16 protein-coding genes are annotated in these 17,261 nt (G+C 66.4%); 12 read left to right on the forward strand and 4 right to left on the reverse strand.

All coding sequences use genetic code 11. The features are described 5' to 3' along the window. Positions 1-70: 70 nt before the first annotated feature. The 6 genes from V6F88_RS06190 to V6F88_RS06215 are packed head-to-tail and all read left to right on the forward strand — an operon-like array spanning position 71 to position 8,372. The gene (locus tag V6F88_RS06190; protein ID WP_332608456.1) at positions 71-2,146 is read left to right on the forward strand and encodes a hydantoinase/oxoprolinase family protein; all 2,076 of its coding nucleotides are present in this window, start codon (positions 71-73) and stop codon (positions 2,144-2,146) included. 11 nt (positions 2,147-2,157) lie between these two features. Next, positions 2,158-3,891, forward strand: a complete 1,734-nt coding sequence (locus V6F88_RS06195; RefSeq protein WP_332608457.1) for a hydantoinase B/oxoprolinase family protein — start codon at positions 2,158-2,160, stop codon at positions 3,889-3,891. Beyond that, the gene (locus V6F88_RS06200) at positions 3,888-5,591 is read left to right on the forward strand and encodes a thiamine pyrophosphate-dependent enzyme (RefSeq protein WP_332608458.1); all 1,704 of its coding nucleotides are present in this window, start codon (positions 3,888-3,890) and stop codon (positions 5,589-5,591) included. Before V6F88_RS06195 ends, V6F88_RS06200 begins: the two co-directional genes overlap by 4 nt. Then, positions 5,588-5,884, forward strand: coding sequence for a (2Fe-2S)-binding protein (locus tag V6F88_RS06205; RefSeq protein WP_332608459.1), 297 nt, complete (start codon positions 5,588-5,590; stop codon positions 5,882-5,884). Before V6F88_RS06200 ends, V6F88_RS06205 begins: the two co-directional genes overlap by 4 nt. Beyond that, positions 5,875-7,266, forward strand: coding sequence for an FAD/NAD(P)-dependent oxidoreductase (locus tag V6F88_RS06210; RefSeq protein WP_332608460.1), 1,392 nt, complete (start codon positions 5,875-5,877; stop codon positions 7,264-7,266). The genes V6F88_RS06205 and V6F88_RS06210 overlap by 10 nt, the downstream gene beginning before the upstream one ends. Beyond that, positions 7,263-8,372: an NAD(P)/FAD-dependent oxidoreductase gene (locus V6F88_RS06215; RefSeq protein WP_332608461.1), complete on the forward strand. Its 1,110-nt coding sequence runs from the start codon at positions 7,263-7,265 to the stop codon at positions 8,370-8,372. The genes V6F88_RS06210 and V6F88_RS06215 overlap by 4 nt, the downstream gene beginning before the upstream one ends. Positions 8,373-8,431: 59 nt before the next feature. Here the strand turns inward: V6F88_RS06215 and V6F88_RS06220 are convergent, their stop codons facing one another. The 3 genes from V6F88_RS06220 to V6F88_RS06230 are packed head-to-tail and all read right to left on the reverse strand — an operon-like array spanning position 8,432 to position 10,996. Next, positions 8,432-8,782: a rhodanese-like domain-containing protein gene (locus V6F88_RS06220; RefSeq protein ID WP_332608462.1), complete on the reverse strand. Its 351-nt coding sequence runs from the start codon at positions 8,780-8,782 to the stop codon at positions 8,432-8,434. Positions 8,783-8,802: 20 nt separating this feature from the next. Continuing rightward, a complete protein-coding gene (locus V6F88_RS06225) occupies positions 8,803-10,002 on the reverse strand; it encodes a chromate transporter (RefSeq protein ID WP_332608463.1) in 1,200 nt (399 codons plus the stop codon). 25 nt (positions 10,003-10,027) lie between these two features. Next, positions 10,028-10,996 (reverse strand): chromate resistance protein ChrB domain-containing protein, encoded by a 969-nt coding sequence (locus V6F88_RS06230; protein ID WP_332608464.1) that lies wholly within the window; start codon positions 10,994-10,996, stop codon positions 10,028-10,030. Positions 10,997-11,125: 129 nt separating this feature from the next. Between V6F88_RS06230 and V6F88_RS06235 the strand changes: the two genes are divergently transcribed. The 6 genes from V6F88_RS06235 (at position 11,126) to V6F88_RS06260 (ending at position 16,596) form a co-directional block, all read left to right on the forward strand. Next, positions 11,126-11,404: a metal-sensing transcriptional repressor gene (locus V6F88_RS06235; RefSeq protein ID WP_332608465.1), complete on the forward strand. Its 279-nt coding sequence runs from the start codon at positions 11,126-11,128 to the stop codon at positions 11,402-11,404. A 9-nt stretch (positions 11,405-11,413) separates the two neighbouring features. Then, the gene (locus tag V6F88_RS06240) at positions 11,414-12,262 is read left to right on the forward strand and encodes a nickel/cobalt efflux transporter (RefSeq protein ID WP_332608466.1); all 849 of its coding nucleotides are present in this window, start codon (positions 11,414-11,416) and stop codon (positions 12,260-12,262) included. Positions 12,263-13,058: 796 nt separating this feature from the next. Continuing rightward, positions 13,059-13,739: a protein-L-isoaspartate(D-aspartate) O-methyltransferase gene (locus V6F88_RS06245; protein ID WP_332608467.1), complete on the forward strand. Its 681-nt coding sequence runs from the start codon at positions 13,059-13,061 to the stop codon at positions 13,737-13,739. Further along, on the forward strand, positions 13,723-15,027 hold the full coding sequence (locus V6F88_RS06250; RefSeq protein ID WP_332608468.1) for an erythromycin esterase family protein: 1,305 nt from the start codon (positions 13,723-13,725) through the stop codon (positions 15,025-15,027). Before V6F88_RS06245 ends, V6F88_RS06250 begins: the two co-directional genes overlap by 17 nt. Before the next feature lie 100 nt (positions 15,028-15,127). Further along, complete coding sequence (locus V6F88_RS06255) at positions 15,128-16,027, forward strand: YihY/virulence factor BrkB family protein (RefSeq protein ID WP_332608952.1); 900 nt, start codon at positions 15,128-15,130, stop codon at positions 16,025-16,027. Positions 16,028-16,065: 38 nt separating this feature from the next. Next, positions 16,066-16,596: a hypothetical protein gene (locus V6F88_RS06260; protein ID WP_332608469.1), complete on the forward strand. Its 531-nt coding sequence runs from the start codon at positions 16,066-16,068 to the stop codon at positions 16,594-16,596. A 100-nt stretch (positions 16,597-16,696) separates the two neighbouring features. Here V6F88_RS06260 and V6F88_RS06265 read toward each other — a convergent pair whose 3' ends face one another. Further along, the gene (locus tag V6F88_RS06265) at positions 16,697-17,251 is read right to left on the reverse strand and encodes a dihydrofolate reductase family protein (protein WP_332608470.1); all 555 of its coding nucleotides are present in this window, start codon (positions 17,249-17,251) and stop codon (positions 16,697-16,699) included. Positions 17,252-17,261 lie beyond the last annotated feature (10 nt).

The raw sequence follows: 17,261 nt of genomic DNA on the forward strand, positions 1-17,261 counted from the left end.
TGCAGCGTCGATAAGATTCGGGTCACCCTAGCATCGGCGCGCGTCCGCGCCGGCTTCCTGGAGACCAGCGTTGACCCAGACTGCATCCCTTCCCGGCGAGCGCCGTTTCCGCGTCGGCTTCGACGTGGGCGGAACCTTCACTGATTTCACCCTGTTGGCCGAGCATAGCGGCGAGCTCTCGTACTTCAAGGTGCCCTCGACGCCGCATGACCCGTCCGAGGCCATCCAGACCGGCCTGGCGCACCTGATGCGCGAACACGGGATCTCGGGCGACGAGCTGGCGCATGTGGGCCACGGCACGACCGTAGCCACCAATATGGTGATCGAACGCCGCGGCTCACGCTGCGCGCTGGTGACCACGCGCGGCTTTCGCGACGTGCTGGAGATCGGCCGGCAGACCCGTCCGCACCTGTATGACTACAACGTCATCAAACCCGAGCCGCTGGCGCCGCGCGAGTGGCGCTTCGAAATCGGCGAGCGCATGGCCGCCGACGGCAGCGTGCTACAGGCGCTGGACGAGGACGAGGTTGTCTCGGTTGCGCGCCAGCTCGCCGCCGCGCAAGTGGAAGCGGTCGCCATCTGCTTCATGCACAGCTACCGCAATGATGCCCACGAGCGCCGCACGCGTGAGATTCTGGCCGAACACCTGCCGGGCGTGTACCTCAGCGTATCCAGCGAAATCCTGCCGGAGTTTCGGGAGTACGAGCGCATGTCGACCACGGCGCTGAACGCCTACGTTGGCCCACGCATGGCCGCCTACATGCGCAACCTGGTCGACTCGGTGCAAGGCATGGGTGTGAAAGTGGCTCCGACGACAGTGCATTCCAACGGCGGTTTGATGTCGGTGGAATCGGTGCTGACCGCGCCGGTGCGGACCTGCGTGTCCGGGCCCGCCGCCGGTGTGATCGGCGCGGCCGAGCTTGGACGGGCGGCCGGTTTTCACAACCTGATCACGTTCGACGTAGGCGGCACCAGCACCGACGTGTCGCTGGTGGCCGAATTGCAGCCGCTGTTCACCTCCAGCCGCCTGGTGGCCGACTATCCGGTGAAGACGTTGATGGTCGACGTGCATGTCATCGGCGCCGGCGGCGGCAGCATCGCGCGCATCGACGATGCGGGCGCGCTGAAGGTGGGCCCGCAAAGCGCCGGGGCCGTGCCCGGGCCGATTGCCTACAACCGCGGGGGCACGGCGGTCACGCTGACGGATGCGCACGTCGTGCTGGGGCGCCTGAATCCCGTGGCGCTGCTTGAGGGCCGGATGGCCGTGCATGCCGAACGCGCGCGCGCCGCGCTTCAGGAACAAGTGGCCGGCCCGCTGGGCATCAGCCTGGAAGAGGCGGCCTACGGCATCCTGCGCATCGCCAACTCGAACATGGCCCGGGCGGTGCGCGCGGTGTCGACCGAGCGTGGCCACGACATCCGCAAGTTTGCGCTGTGCGCCTTTGGCGGCGCCGGCGGCCTGCACGCGGCCGAGCTGGCGCGCGACTGTGGCATCGGCACCCTGTTGATCCCGCAGGAGCCCGGCACCATGTGCGCGCGCGGCATTCTTCTGTCGGACATTTCCATGGACTTCGTCCAGACGCTGATGGCCAGCGCCAACGACGCGGGCTGGCAGGCGGTGCAGCAGGCGCTGGACAGCTTGGCCGGCAAGGCTCGGGCGTGGCTGGCGGGCGAAGGCGTGGGCGGTTCCGCCCAGCGCCTGACGGCCGTCATCGATGCGCGCTACCAGGGCCAGAATTTTGAGATCCCGGTGCCGCTGGAGGGCATGCGACTGTTGCCGCTGGCCGATTTTGTGCTCGCCTTCAGCGCGGCCCACATCCGCGAGTATGGCTACGACGCCACCGGCCGCTCGGTCGAGATCGTCAACTGCCGCGTGCGCGCGGTGGGCCTGGTGCCGCGCGCGCCGATCGCCCACGTGGCCGGCGGCGCCAGCCTGGCGGGCGCGGTCAAGGAGCGCCGCGCCGTGTACTTCGAAAACGCCGGCTGGGCCGACACGCCCATCTACCGCCGCGCCCTGCTTCCGACGGGCGCGCCTGTCGACGGGCCGGCCGTCATCGAGGAAATGAGTTCGACCACCGTGATCCTGCCCGGCCAGCAAGCGCGCGCCGACGACTACGGCAACCTTGTCGTCACTCTCAACCCCTAAGGCAAACCGACATGACCACCGCACCGACTGCCGCCGATACCGACGCCTTCGACCCCATCGAGATGGAGGTCTTCAGCAACCGCCTGCTGTCCATCACGGAAGAGATGGGCAACACGCTGATCCGCTCGTCCTTTTCCAGCAACATCAAAGAGCGCAAAGACTGCTCCGTGGCGCTGTTCGACGCCGCCGGCCGACTGGTGGCCCAGGCCGCCCACGTGCCGGTGCACCTGGGCTCGCTGTCAGGCGGCATCGACGCCGTGCTGCGCCGCTACGGCGTCGCCGGCATCCGCCCCGGCGACGCCTTCCTGTGCAATGACGCCTATCTGGCCGGAGGCACCCACGCGCCGGACATCACCGTCGTATCGCCCATTTTCTGCGACGGCGTGCTGCGTTTCTTTGCCGCCAACATCGGCCATCACACGGACGTGGGCGGGGCCGTGCCGGGCTCGACCTCGCATCACCTGAAGACCGTGTGGGAGGAAGGCATCCGCCTGCCGGCCATGCGTATCGTGCGGCAAGGGGAACTGGACCTGGACCTGCTGGAAATGATCGCGCACAACACGCGCGAGCCGGACAACCGCATGCATGATATCCGCGCGCAGATTGCCACCAATGACAAGGGCGCGCGGCTGATGCTGGAACTGGTACGGCAGTCCGGACTGGAGACGGTGTTGTCCGCCATCGATGGCATCCTGCGCTACACCGAGCGACGGCTGCGCAACCGCATCGCCCAGTTGCCCGAAGGCAGCGCGTCCTTTACCGAACGCATGGACGACGACGGCATGGGCGGTGACCCGGTGGTGATCCAGGCCAACGTACACGCGCGGGGCGGCCAGTTGCACGTGGACTTTACCGGCACCGGCAAGCAGGCGCGCGGCGCTTTCAACCTGCCGGCCAGCGCGCTTAACGCCAGCGTGTATTTTGCCGTCAAGGCCATGCTTGACCCCGAGCTGATGCCCAACAATGGCCTGTTCCAGCCCATCACCATCAGCGCACCCGAGGGCACGATCACCAACCCCGTGTTTCCCGCCGCGGTGGGCGCGCGCGTGACCACCGCGCAACGCGTGGCCGGCACCGTGATCGGCGCCCTGGGCCAGTTGCTGCCGCCCGGTCGTGGCATGGCCTCGTCCAACGACGTCATGCCGTCGATGCTGTTCTCGGGCCCCATGCGCGACGGCAAGGGCACCTTCGTCTATCTTGAAACGCTGGGCGGCGGCGCGGGCGGGCGCGCACGTGGCGACGGCATGGACGGCATCCAGGTCAACGTCACGAACACGTCCAATTTGCCCGCCGAGGCCCTGGAGATCGAGTACCCCCTGCTGGTCGACGAATACGCGCTGGTCAACGACACGGGCGGCGCGGGCAAGTACCGCGGCGGCATGGGCATCGCGCGCCAGATCCGCTCGCTGCACGACCAACTGGCCTGCACCATCCGTTGCGACGCGGCGCTGTTCGGCGCGGCCGGGCTGGATGGCGGCCTGACCGGCGGCACATCGCGCCTGATCCAGAACCCGGGCCGCGCCGACGAACAACGCCTGCCAAACAAGATCTCGGGCCACGCCCTGCCGGCGGGGGTCTCGGTGCGTCTGGAAACGCCAGGCGGCGGCGGTTATGGCGTGCCGGCCGAGCGAAGCCTGGCGGATATCCGCCGCGACATCGTGGGTGGCAAGGTCAGCCGCGCCGCCGCCGAGCGCGACTACGGGACCGAACGCGTGGCCCGCGCCCTGGAACAGGAAAACGCATGACCTGCCCTGCACAAGCCGCGCCGCGCAGCGGCGGCGAAGCCCTGATCGCGCAATTGCAGGCCTTTGGCGTACGCCGGGTTTTCATGGTGCCCGGCGAGAGCTTCCTGCCCTGCATCGATGCCCTGTACGCGCGGCGCGACGCGATCGAGTCCATAGTCTGCCGCCAGGAAGGCGGCGCGGCCTATATGGCAGAGGCGCACGGCAAGCTGACGGGCCAACCCGGCATCTGCTTCGTTTCGCGCGGACCCGGCGCCACCAACGCGGCCATCGGCGTGCACACCGCCCGTGAAGACTCCACGCCCATGATCCTGTTCATCGGCCAGGTCGGTGGCGATACCGCCGACCGCCAGTGCTTCCAGGAAGTGGACTATCGCGCCATGTACGCGCCGCTGGCCAAATGGGTGGCGCAGATCGAGCGCGCCGACCGGGTCCCGGAATACCTGGCGCGCGCGTGGGCCGTTGCCACCAGCGGGCGGCCTGGCCCCGTGGCGCTGGCGCTGCCCGAGGACATGCTGGCCTGCCTGACCAGCGTGCCGCTGGCCGCGCCGCCCGCGACGCCGCAGGCCTGCCCCACGCCCACCGACATGCAGCGGCTGCGGCAGATGATAGAGGCCGCAGCCAAACCCTTGTTGCTGCTGGGCGGCTCGCGCTGGTCGGACGCGGCGCGCACGGCAATACGCGACTTCGCCCTGCGCTTTGACCTGCCGGTCGCCACCGCCTGGAGACGGCTGGAGCTGTTTGACAACGACCATCCCAACTTTGTCGGACAGGTCAGCGCCAGCATGCCCGCGCACCAGAAACGCGTGGTCATGGACAGCGACCTTGTCATCGCGCTGGGTACGCGCTTGTGCGAACCGACCACGCTGAACTACGAATGGATCGCCTCGCCCACGCCACGCCAGACCCTGGTGCACATCCACCCCGACGCCAACGAGATCGGCCGGCTGAGCACGCCGGCGCTGGGCATTGCCGCCAGCATCGACGGCTTTGCCCAGGCCGCCTTGGAACTCGCGCCCACGCCCGGCTGGCAGGCGCGTCGTCGCGGCTTGCATGCCGCGGCCCCGGCGCCGGCGCTGCCGCCCACCCCCGGTCCGCTCGACCTGAACGCAGCCGCCCGCCATGTCGCGGCCTCGCTGCCGGCCCGCGCCTGCGTCACCGTGGGCGCGGGCAATTACGCGCTCTATGCCCATCGGCACATCGCCTTCAAGGGCTTGCGCAGTCAGCTGGCCCCAGCCGTGGGCGCCATGGGCTACGGCCTGCCGGCGGCCATTGCCGCCAAGCTGCATGACCGCGACGCCGCGGTCATCTGCTTTGCCGGCGACGGCTGCTTTCAGATGACCGTGCAGGAAGTGGCCACCGCCGTGCAGCATCAGCTGGGCATCGTCATCCTGGTGTTCAACAACGGGCTCTACGGCACCATCCGGCTGCACCAGGAACGGGCCTACCCTGGCCGCGCATTGGCCACGACCCTGATCAATCCCGACTTCGCCCTGCTGGCGCAAAGCTATGGCGCCTTCGGCCGCCGGGTCGCGTCCACCAAGGATTTTGCACCGGCCTACGACGCCGCGCTGGCCTACGCCCGCGAGCGCCGGCTGCCGGCCATCCTGGATCTGGTGTACGACGCCGACATCATCCTGCCCGACCGCACCCTGTCGCAGATGCGGGCCGTGAAGGCGGGCGCCACGGAGCCACGCGCATGACTGCCCTGCTGCGCCGCGTCGCGCCGCTGGCCGGGCCCGCCCTGCGCCTGACCTGGAACGGCCAGCCGATAGCCGCACAGCCCGGTGACACCGTGCTGACCGCGCTGCTGCTGGCCGGCGACCGGTTGCGCACCACCTTGGGCGCGGGCGCGCCGCGCGCGGGCTTCTGCCTGATGGGCGCCTGCCAGGACTGCTGGGTGCATCTCTCCAGCGGCCAGCGCGTGCGCGCCTGTTCCACCTTCGCCGAGGATGGCATGGCACTGGTGGACACCCTGCCCGGAGCATGCCCATGAACCCGTTATCTTCGGCTAGCACCCCGCCGCGGATGGTGGTGGTGGGCGCCGGGCCGGCCGGCGTGCGCGCCGCGCAAACGCTACTGCATCATGGCGTGCGGCCCGTCATCATTGACGAGGCGCCCTTGCCCGGCGGCCAGATCTACCGCCAGAACCTGGTGCCGCGCGGCAGCGCGCGCCAACGCTATGGCTTTGAACACAAGCGCGCCGCCGCCATCCACGCGGCCGGCGCCCAACTGCGCGGGCAGGCCGATTACCGCGCCCGGACGGCCGTCTGGAACGCCACGCCCGGGCACCTGGATCTGGTGCGTGACGGCGAACTTGATGGGCTGCGCTACTCGCACCTACTTATCGCCACCGGCGCCACCGACCGCGTCCTGCCCTTTCCCGGCTGGACCCTGCCCGGCGTCTTCTCGCTGGGCGGCGCCCAGATCGCGCTTAAAGGTCAGCATTGCCTGCTGGGGCCGCGCATCGTGTTCGCGGGCACCGGCCCGCTGCTGTATCTCGTTGCCTATCAGTACGCGCGCGCCGGCGGGCAGGTGCGGGCCGTGCTGGACAGCGCGCCCCTGGCCGCGCAGGCAAGCGCCCTGCCCGCGCTGCTGAACCAGCCCGGCACGCTGGCCAAGGGCCTGTACTACCTGGGCTGGCTGCGCGCACACGGCGTACCCGTGCACCATTCCGCCAGCCTGCTCGCCGCGCAAGGCATGACCCGCGTCGAGGGCGTGCGCGCGCGCATCGGCGGCGCCGAGCGCGACTTCGCGTGCGACGCGCTGGCGGTCGGCCACGGCCTGCGCCCCGAAACCCAGCTGGCGGACCTGCTTGACTGCGCCTTCGACTTCGACGCGGCCCAGCGCGTGTGGCTGCCCCGGCGCGACGCCGACGGCCGCAGCACGGTATCCGGCGTCTACCTGGCCGGCGACGGCGCGAGCATCGGCGGCGCCATGCTGGCGGAGCTTTCCGGCGAGCGCGGCGCGCTTGCCATGCTGGCCGACAGCGGCATGCGCGTGGATGCCGCAAGACTGCGCTGGCTTGCCCGCAAGCAGGCCGCATTGGCACGCTTCCGGCAAGGGCTGAACCGCGCCTTCCCGTTGTCGGGCACGGGCGCCGGCTGCGATGACAGCGTCATCGTCTGCCGCTGCGAGGAAGTGCGCGCCGGCGAACTGCGCGCTGCCGCCCGGCAATACGCCGTCGATGATCTCAACCGCCTCAAGGCCCTGACCCGCATCGGCATGGGCCTGTGCCAGGGCCGCATGTGCCAGGGCGGCGCCGCCGAACTGCTGGCGGAGTGCCGGCGGATTCCGCTGTCGGCCGTTGGCCGGATGCGAGGACAGGCGCCCGTCAAGCCGCTGCCGTTCGCCGTCTTGGGCAAGGACCCGTCATGACCCGGTTGCACACCGACGTCGCCGTCATCGGCGCCGGCCTGGTCGGCGCCAGCGCCGCTCTTGCCTTGCGGCGCGCCGGCGTCGCCACCGTCCTGATCGAACGCGGCCTGTGCGGCGCGCGCGCCAGCGGCGTCAACTTCGGCGGCGTGCGCCGCCAGGGCCGCAACATCGAACAGCTCTACCTTGCCCAGCGCGCGCACGGCATCTGGGCAAGGTTGCCCGAATTGATCGGCACCGACGCGGAATATGTGCGCACCGGACATCTCAAGCTTGCCCGCTCGCAGGCCGACCTGGACAAGTTGGTCGCGTATCGCGACAAGGTCCGTGACTTCGACCTGGGCCTTGACGTCCTGGATCGCGCGGCGCTGCGCCGGCATTTTCCGGCGCTTGCGCCTGACGTCGTCGGCGGCTCGCTGTGCCCCGAGGACGGCCAGGCCAACCCCCGCCTGGTCGCGCCCGCCTTCGCCCACGCCGCCGCGCGTGCCGGCGCCCTGCTGCTGGAGCAGTGCGCCATAGCCCATGCGGACACGCAGGCCGGCGACTTCCTGCTGACCGCGGCGGATGGCCGCCAGATCCGAGCCGGCACGGTGATCAATGCAGCCGGCGCTTGGGGCGCCGTCGTTGCCGGCTGGTTCGGCGACGTCTTACCCTTGCAGGTCAAATATCCCACCATGCTCGTCACCGAACCGCTTACGCGACAGATCGGCGTTTCGCTGGGCGTTGAAGGCGGGGGCTTTTACGCAAGGCAAGTGGCGCGCGGCAATTTCGTCATGGGTGGCGGCTACGGGCACGCCCTGCCCGGCGACCGCAGCCGCCCTGGCCCTGCCGCCCTGGCCGAGCTCGGCCGCACCGCCCCGGCTATCCTGCCGGCTCTTGCCCGCGCCAGCATCATCCGCTGCTGGTCCGGCATCGAAGGATACTTTCCCGACAAGAATCCCGTCATCGGCTTCAGCGCCACAGTGCCGCGGCTTCTGCACGGTTTTGGGTTCTCGGGCGGAGGATTCCAAATCGCGCCCGCCGTGGGCGAGGTCCTTGCCGACATGGCTTTGGACCGAGGCGGCCTTTTGATGGCGGATCGCTTTTCCCCGGCCAGATGGACGCGCTAGAACAAGTGCAAAGGCGCGGTCTGGCGCGACGCGGCGCTGTTCGCGCACAGGAACGATGGTCACGCGCTACTGGCGTGCTGGTCGTGAAATTCGATCGATTCCACGCGCTGTCCGGCAGCACGCCAAGCCTGTATCCCGCCCAGTAAATATCTGGCGTCGATGCCCATCGCCCGAAGGGTGGCCGCCAGCCCTTGGCTAAGTTCGTGACCTTCGGCGCAATAGATGACCACGGCCTGCGTGCTTGCTATCGTGTCTTTCCAGTCCAGCCACAAAGCGGGGTCAAGCCATTGGCCGTCCGGGATCGCCACCCCATCGGCGTTGCGCCTGGGCCTGCGTCGCACGTCTATCAACGTATGGGGAAATCCGGCGTTGCGCCAGAGCGCAAGTTCGGGGATGGATATGCTTTGCATGATGGGCTCCTTGAGCGGGCTTAATGCATCAGCGGATAAATCGCCAGGCCGATCAGCGCCGCGCCCGTCACGATCATCGGTTCGGACAGTTTTTTGAACCGCAACAGCAACAGCATCGCGGCCAGCGCCAACATCAGTGTCGGCATATCGACGATCGTGCGTCGGGCGATAACGATGACTGCGCCCGCGATCGCGCCGATGGCCGCGGCCGTCACGCCATCGACGAACGCGCGGACACCGGGCAGCTTTCCGTACTTTTTAAAATAAAGTGCTGGGACGATGGTGAACAAATAACAAGGCAGAAAAGTGGCCAGCGCCGCCACGCAAGCGCCGGGAAAACCGGCAACCAGATAGCCGATGAAACCCACCGTGATGACAACGGGGCCAGGCGTGATCATGGCCACCGCTACGGCATCGACGAACTGCTTGTCGTCAAGCCAGTGAAAGTCGGTGACCACGCCGCCATAGAGAAACGGCACGATGGCCAGGCCGGAACCAAAAACGAAAGCGCCCGCCTTGGCAAAGAACAATCCGATCTGCCAGAGCAGCGGCCAATCCAGCGTCGCTAGCGCCGTGCCCGCTGGCCCGAACATGCCGGCCGCTGCCGACAGGTGACCGGACTTCAGCCACTGGGGCGGCGCGCGCCTGAACCAGACGAGCAGGCCGGCCGCCAGGAACAGCCAGGCTATTTCGGACTCGGTGATAACGGTGACGACAGCCAGCACCAGATAGATGGCCCACAACAGCCTGTCCCGGCCCACGCTCTTGGTTGTCAGTTTGTAGCCGCTGATGGCAATGATGCCGATCACGGCTGCGCTCACGCCGTAGAACACCGCTTGCATCCAGGCCAGGCCACCGAACCGCACGTATGCCCAGCCCAGCGCAACGACCATGACGAACGACGGCAGGACGAAGGCGATGCCCACCAGCGTGGCGCCAAGAATGCGGTAATGCACGTAGCCGAGGTAGATGGCAAGCTGCGCGGCCAGCGGACCGGGCGCCAATTGGGCAAGCGCTAAACCTTCCTTGTAATCCCCGTCCGTGATCCAGCCCCTGGCCTGGACCAAATCGCGGTGCATGTAGCCGGCCAAGGCAACAGGCCCGCCGAAACCCACGGTCCCCAGTCGGACGAAATAGCAGGCTAGTTGCCAAAGGGTATAGCTGGGCTGCGAGACAAACGTCGCGGCAAGGTCGCGGGCGGATTCTTCAGAGGGATTCACGGTCGCGCTCTTGGACAAGGGTCGGTCATGTCTGACGCCCACCGGAGAAATGGGCGTACAGGGAATCCAGTACGGTGCCGACTTCGGCTAACACGGCATCGTCGTGGGGCAGGCGCTTGCGCGCGCCGGCCAGCATGGCCTCGAAACCGGCGGCTTCCGGCGCGGCGGCGCCACCGACGTCAAGCCCATGCACCAATGCGCCCAGACGTGCAAGGCCCCGGTTGTCTTCCAGTCCAAAGCTGGCAAGCAGCACCTGGAACGACACCTTATCGCCCGCGTGTGTGAAGGTAGCGCCGTCAAAGTCAAAACCCAGGGCATCAGGCGGACAGTCGGCCGGGGTCTCGATCCAAAGAAAGCGCGCGGACGGGTCGATGAAGCGCTGGATCAGCCAGGCACTGGCGACCCGGTCCACCCAGACATGACGCCGGGTCGCCCAAAGCCGGCCCTGGTAATGCACGGGATCGCGGCGCGCGATGCTTCCCTGTTGAGCAACATGAGGTTCGCCGGGCGACAGAAGGGATTCGATGGCGTTGGCGAAATCACGCTGCCGCGCCTGGGCGCGTAGCGAGGCGTCGGCCGGGAAAAAATCGATCTGGCGCAACGCCAGGTAGCTGCGTTCGTGACGGCGCAACAGGCGGTTCAGTTGCGCCGCATTCAAACCCGCCAGCGTTTGGCGCGCCTGGGCCAGTTCCGCCAGCCAGGCGTCGTAGTCGGCCGAGCGGTCGAACAGCTGCTGGAACGAGGCGGATTCGTCGTTGTCCCGGGGCTGGACCCGCAGCAGCCAGGCCTGGCCGCCTTCTTCATTCGTCTCGGTGGCCAGGTGGGCCAATTCCGCGGCTTGCTGGGCATGCGCCGGCAGCAGATAGGCGCCGTCGCGCAAGGCGGTGCAGCCCAGGGCCTTGAGCTTGCGCCAGATGCGCATGCGCGCCGTGGCGCCGCCGGTGGGCAGGCTGACGATAAGCAGAAGCCAAGAGGATGCAAGCGCGGTGTCCATGGGAAGCAGAATAAGAAGACGTTGCGATCTCTGCAATCATGTAGAGATCGCTACAACGGTTTTTTTGTTTGCCCTGATTGCGACAGGGTTTCTGCCGAAGCATCCTCCCGGGGGGGATATGATTCGCGCATGAAAAATCCCGATCCCCACCATCATCACGATGCCGTGGCCAAACGCCTCAAGCGGGCGGAAGGCCATTTGCGCAGCATTTTGTCGATGATGGAAGAACACCGTCCCTGCCTGGAGCTTGCGCAGCAGCTGCACGCGGTCGAGCGCGCCATTTCCCAGGCCAAGAAAGTCCTCATTCAAGACCACATCGACCACTGTCTGCAGGACGCGGTGGGCGAGCTTGACGCGGACCGGCAGCGCGCGATCGACGAGTTCAAAGAAATCACCAAGTACCTCTAAGGACGACCCATGCTGTCGTTTTCCGATCTGATCGCCCAGGGTGCATCGCACGCCTGGCTGTTCATTCCCAGCGCCATCCTGCTGGGCGCCCTGCACGGGCTGGAGCCCGGCCATTCCAAGACGATGATGGCGGCTTTCATCGTCGCGATCCGGGGATCGGTGTCGCAGGCGGTGCTGCTGGGCATCACCGCGACCCTCTCGCACACGGCGATCGTGTGGGGGATCGGCCTGGGCGGCATGTATCTCTGGCGTGGCGTGGCGGCCGACGAACTGGAGCCGTATTTCCAGCTGGCATCCGGAATAATCATCGTGCTGATCGCGGCATGGATGTTCTGGCGAACCTGGCGCGACCAGCATGGTGGCGGCCATGGGCATCATCATGATCACGACCATCATCATGATCACGACCACCACCATGATCACGACCACCACCATGATCACGAACCTCCGCCAGGCCTGGAGGTGGCGAACGAGGGATACCAGGATGCTCACCAGCTTGCGCATGCCAATGACATTCGGCGGCGCTTCACGAACCGGAACGTCACCAACTGGCAAATCGCCCTGTTCGGCCTGACCGGCGGGCTGATCCCATGCCCGGCGGCAATCACCGTGCTTTTGTTGTGCCTGCAACTCAAGGAGTTCACGCTGGGCGCCGTGCTGGTGCTGTGCTTCTCGATCGGCCTGGCCATCACGCTGGTGACGGTCGGAGCGGTGGCGGCGTTAAGCGTTCGCCAAGTCAACAAACGTGCGCCGTGGTTCAACGCGGTTGCCCAACGCGCACCCTATCTGTCCAGCCTGCTGATCATTGCCGTGGGCGTTTATGTGGGGATGACTGGATGGCTGGGCATCCGGGGATAGGGGCCTCGTCCGGAGCCGCGGCGTCCAACAGAATTCGCTTTGGGCCGGAAGATGCCGGGCGCGGGAAAACGCAGTCGCGCCAGCATTCCGAATAACATCAGCTCCGCTTATTGGCACGTACCAAGGGCGTCGCTCGTCAAAGAGAAAACCCGGCGCAGCGCTTCGGCCTTTTGCGGCCCGGCCTTGTATCAAGTCGAAAGCCGTCAACGGCGCCCGGGCTCAATTTACCGTCCTTTGAAAAAATCGGTCGGCCTTCGCCGCCCTTCTTCAATCATCCCTTACGCACATCCGGGCCGTTGCGGCTCTCAAGCTCTTCGTTTGCTTCCCGCTGCTGAGACGCCTGGGACTCGTGGCCGCTCCCGCCGCCGCTGTAGGCGTCCGCCGGCTTGCCGGGGTTGAGGCCCCCGTCCTCGCTGCCGTCCAGCGCCCCGCCGCCATGTCCCGCCGCGCGTCGTCCGGAATGCACGTGCTCGTAGCCTTGTGAGTCGGCCTCCGGCGGGAGCCCCGCGCTGTTGTCGCCCTGCGGGGATGGGCGCCGGGGTGAGTTGGACGTGGACGATTCAAACGTGGACGAGTCGGACGTCGTAGGTGATTTGGGCATGTCGTTCTCCTTGTGCTTGCTGCGGTGTATTTGCCGCCAGGGGCGCCACGGCGGGCCCGGTCTGCGTGGGCCCCGCCTGGCAACGGCGCCGCAGCAAACGGCGTGCCCCGGCGTGGGCCGGATTTTGTCGGCACGGGCTTTGCTGACCGTTGATGGGGCAGCGCATAGCGCCTGCCCGCGTTAGGGACGGGCGTCATGCAAGACTATGAAGACCTGCGTGAAAACATGGTGCAGCGCCAACTCATCGACCGTGGCGTGCACGACCCCGCCGTGCTGGCCGCCATGCGCCGGGTACCGCGCCACGCCTTCGTGCCGGACAACACGCGCGCGTTGGCTTACGACGATGGCGCGCTGCCCATCGAGTGCGGGCAAACCATTTCGCAGCCCTACATCGTGGCGTTGATGTTGCAGTCGGCGATGCTGCGGCCGAGTGACCGCGTGCTGGAGATTGGCACGGGATCCGGCTATGCCGCGGCCGTGATGGCGCGCATAGTGCAGGTCGTCCACACCGTCGAACGGCACGAACGCCTGGCGCTGAAGGCGCGCGAGCAACTGCAACGGCTTGGCTGCGACAACGTCATCGTGCACGTGGACGACGGCACGTTGGGCCTGCCGTCCCGCGCGCCTTTTGATGCCATCGTTGCGGCGGCATCCGGCCCTTACGTACCCCCGGCCTGGCGTGAACAGCTGGCCATCGGCGGCCGGCTGATCATGCCGGTCGGCCCCTCTTCCGGCCCGCAGCACCTTATCCGCCTGTGGCGCGAAGCCGACACGGACTATCGGGAACAGTCCCTTGGAATGGTTGCCTTCGTGCCGCTGATCGGTAAGCAGGCCTGGCATTCAGAAGGAGACAACGACCATGCGCCAAACCCCTGATGATGAAGCCATGTTGGGCCAGTTGCGCGCGGCGGCACTGCCGTGGACGGATGCGGACAACCCGGAGTTTCTGCGCCAGTTCGACAAGTACGCCGATGCTCGCGTCGTGCTGCTGGGCGAGGCAAGCCACGGCACGTCGGACTTTTACCGGACACGGGCTGCGATCACGCGGCACCTGATCCGCGAACATGGCTTCGACATCGTGGCGGTAGAGGCCGACTGGCCGGACGCGGCGGCGGTAGACCGGATGGTCGGCGGCCAGGGGTCCGTGGGCACGCCCCACCCTGCCTTTGAACGCTTTCCCACCTGGATGTGGCGCAATACGGACGTGGCCGATTTTGTGCGATGGCTGGCCGAGCACAACGCCAGCCTGCCGCCCGCGCGGCAAACCCGCTTCTACGGGCTGGACATCTACAGCCTGGCGCAGTCCATGGCCGCCGTGCTGACCTACCTGGACAACACCGACCGCGAAGCCGCGCACATCGCCCGCCAGCGCTACAGCTGCCTGGACCCGTGGCAACAGGACCCGGCCGCCTATGGCATGGCGGTGCTGACGCGCCGGCACGAAGACTGCGAAAAGGCCGTTCTGTCGCAACTACGCGAGTTATTGGAAAAGCGCCTGGACTACGCCGGACGCGACAGCGCGCGGTTCTTTGACGCGGAGCAGAACGCCCGGCTGGTCGCCTCGGCAGAACGCTATTACCGCGCCATGTATTACGGATCGGCCCAAAGCTGGAACCTGCGCGATACCCATATGTTCGAAACCCTGGAGAACGCGCTGCGCGTACACGGCCCCCGCTCGCGCGCCATCGTGTGGGCGCACAACTCTCACATCGGCATCGCGGCGGCCACGGAAATGGGGTGGGACCGGGCGGAAATCAACATCGGCCAACTATGCCGCGAACGCTTTGGCGACGCGGCCATCTCGATCGGGATGGGCACACACACCGGCACCGTGGCAGCGGCCAACGACTGGGACGGCCCGATGGAAGTGATGAGCGTGCGGCCGTCGCTGGCGGAAAGCTATGAACGCCGGATGCATCAGACCGCCATCCCAAGGTTCATGCTGGACTTGCGCAATGCGAACGCAGATCTGCGCGAAACCTTGGAGACACCCCGTCTGGAACGCTTCATCGGTGTCATCTACCGACCCCAGACCGAGCGGCAAAGCCATTACGCGTTGGCTGCATTGCCCCAGCAGTTCGACGCGTACCTATGGATGGACCAGACGCGCGCGGTCGAACCGCTGCCAGGGCCGCTGGGCCAGGCAGGGCCCGCGTCCGGCTAAGGACCGCCCTCTGGGATCCCGGATTCAGGCAAAGGTGCACTTGATACAAGACCGGCACGCCACTTGCTACACGCTGCGGCATGTGCTGGGAGTGCAAAAAATGGCTATCAAACGGTTCTATGCGTTAGTTAAGCAAACGGTGACGAACTGGCTGGATGACTATGCACCCAGCATGGGCGCCGCTATCGCGTTCTACACGGTGTTCTCGCTGGCGCCACTGCTTATTATCGTTATCGGTATCGCCGGGTTCTTTTGGGGCCGCGAAGCCGCGCAGGGACAGTTGTTGGACCAAGTCAGCGCCATGGTCGGCGCCGAGGGCGGCAAGGCGGTGGAAAGCGTCGTATTGGGCGCGCAAGAACCCGCCCAAGGCATTGCGGCTACCGTGATCAGCGTCGTGATGTTGGTAATTGGGGCGACGACGGTATTTTCGGAACTGCAAAGCGCGCTGGACCGCATCTGGAAGGTCAACGCCAAGAAGCAGTCCGGCATTTGGGCGTTGATCCGCGCGCGTCTGCTTTCATTTGGCCTGATTTTGACATTGGCGTTTCTATTGCTCGTGTCGCTTGTCGTCAGCACATTGCTGGCAGCACTGGGCAGTTGGGTGGGCGGCGGCATCCCGGGTTGGGGGGTGCTTCTTCAAGTGGTCAACGAGGCAATCACGTTGGGCATACTTACCCTGCTTTTTGCGATGATCTACCGGTTTATGCCCCAGGTCTCGGTCGCGTGGCGAGACGTATGGGCAGGCGCGTTCGTCACCGCCGTGATGTTCGAAATCGGGAAGTTCCTGATCGGCCTTTACATGGCCAAGGCATCCGTCGCCTCGTCGTACGCTGCGGCGGGGTCGCTGGTGATCGTGCTGATCTGGGTTTATTACGCGGCGCAGGTATTTCTACTGGGCGCGGAATTTACCCGCGTTTATGCCGAAACCCATGGATCCCGCCGAGATCACATTCCTGCCACGCCCGCCGGTCGACAGGCGCGCGAAGATCGAATCGGCTAGGATATGCGGCCTTACCGCCCCTCAACCGAACCCTACCAATGCCGCTCGATTTCGCTCTGATTGAAGACGGATTCATGGATGTGTTGCGCCCTCTTCCCGCGTTCGCGGGTTGGCGCAAGAAGCGTAAGCGTTGCCTGTGGCACATGGTGAGCGAGGTGGAACAGGGATTGACCCTGAACCGCTACAAAGATTCGTTCGAGAATCGGCAGCTGGTCTCCCTTGGCGTTTACGTTTCCGTGCCGCATGACGGTGGCTGGCCGGTCTATGTGCCGCCCGAGGTCTGGGACAAGGGTCGCCTATATCGCCGCGCCTATCTGGTTCCCGGAAAGGGCCTGGTCTCGGAAGACACGTTTGCCAGTGGCGCGCCGGTGGCGCTGTGCGAGCCTGGCGATCTACGCGTATGGCTGGACGCGCTGCCGGACAATATCGAGCGGTATGTGGCGCCTTGGTTCGGGCAGTATCAAACGCTGGAGGCCGCCGGCTTTGAATACCAGATTCCAAAGTGGCGGCTACAGCAGGCCGGGTTTATTGCCGCAACCGCGCCGGAAGATGCTCCATCAGCCAGTTAACCAACACGCGCAAGCGATGTTTGGCATGAGCTTCGTTAATGGCACCGAGCTTTTCGTTGACGGCGGCATGGCACGGGTGCAGGCCGCTACGCCGCGCGTTCTACGTCAGCGCGCGCCGGTAGTGCATGGCGACCGCGCCGCCATGTAGCGGCTTGGCCGAGATCAACTCAAGCCGTCGCGAACCGGGCAGCCCGCGCTGGAACAGGGTGGGGCCGTGCCCCGCGATTACCGGGTGCACCAGGAATCGATATTCGTCGATCAGGTTCAGCCGGTCCAGCTCTGCCGCCAGTTGCCCGCTGCCCAGCAGTACGCCGTCGGGCGTTGCGTTCTTCAGCTTCTGTATGCCGGTTTGCATGTCTTCCGCGATGTGGTGGCTGTTGGCCCACGGGTAGTCTTTTCGCGTTAGGGACGCCACGTATTTCGGCTTGGCCTGTAGCTTGATGGCCCACTCGCGCATCGCCGGTGTTGCGTCCACGTCGCCACGGGCGACCGCCGGCCAGTAGGCTTCCATCATTTCGTAGGTAACGCGGCCCCACAGCATCGCCCCGCACTCGTCCATCAGCCGGGTGAAGAAGGCGTGCGTGTCGTCGTTGACGATGCCTTCTCGGTGGTCCACGCAGCCGTCAAGGGTGAGGTTGAAAGCGAAGGTCAGCATTCCCACTTCG

The sequence above is a fragment of the Achromobacter sp. ESBL13 genome (genome assembly GCF_036668755.1).
Lineage (GTDB): Bacteria > Pseudomonadota > Gammaproteobacteria > Burkholderiales > Burkholderiaceae_B > Achromobacter.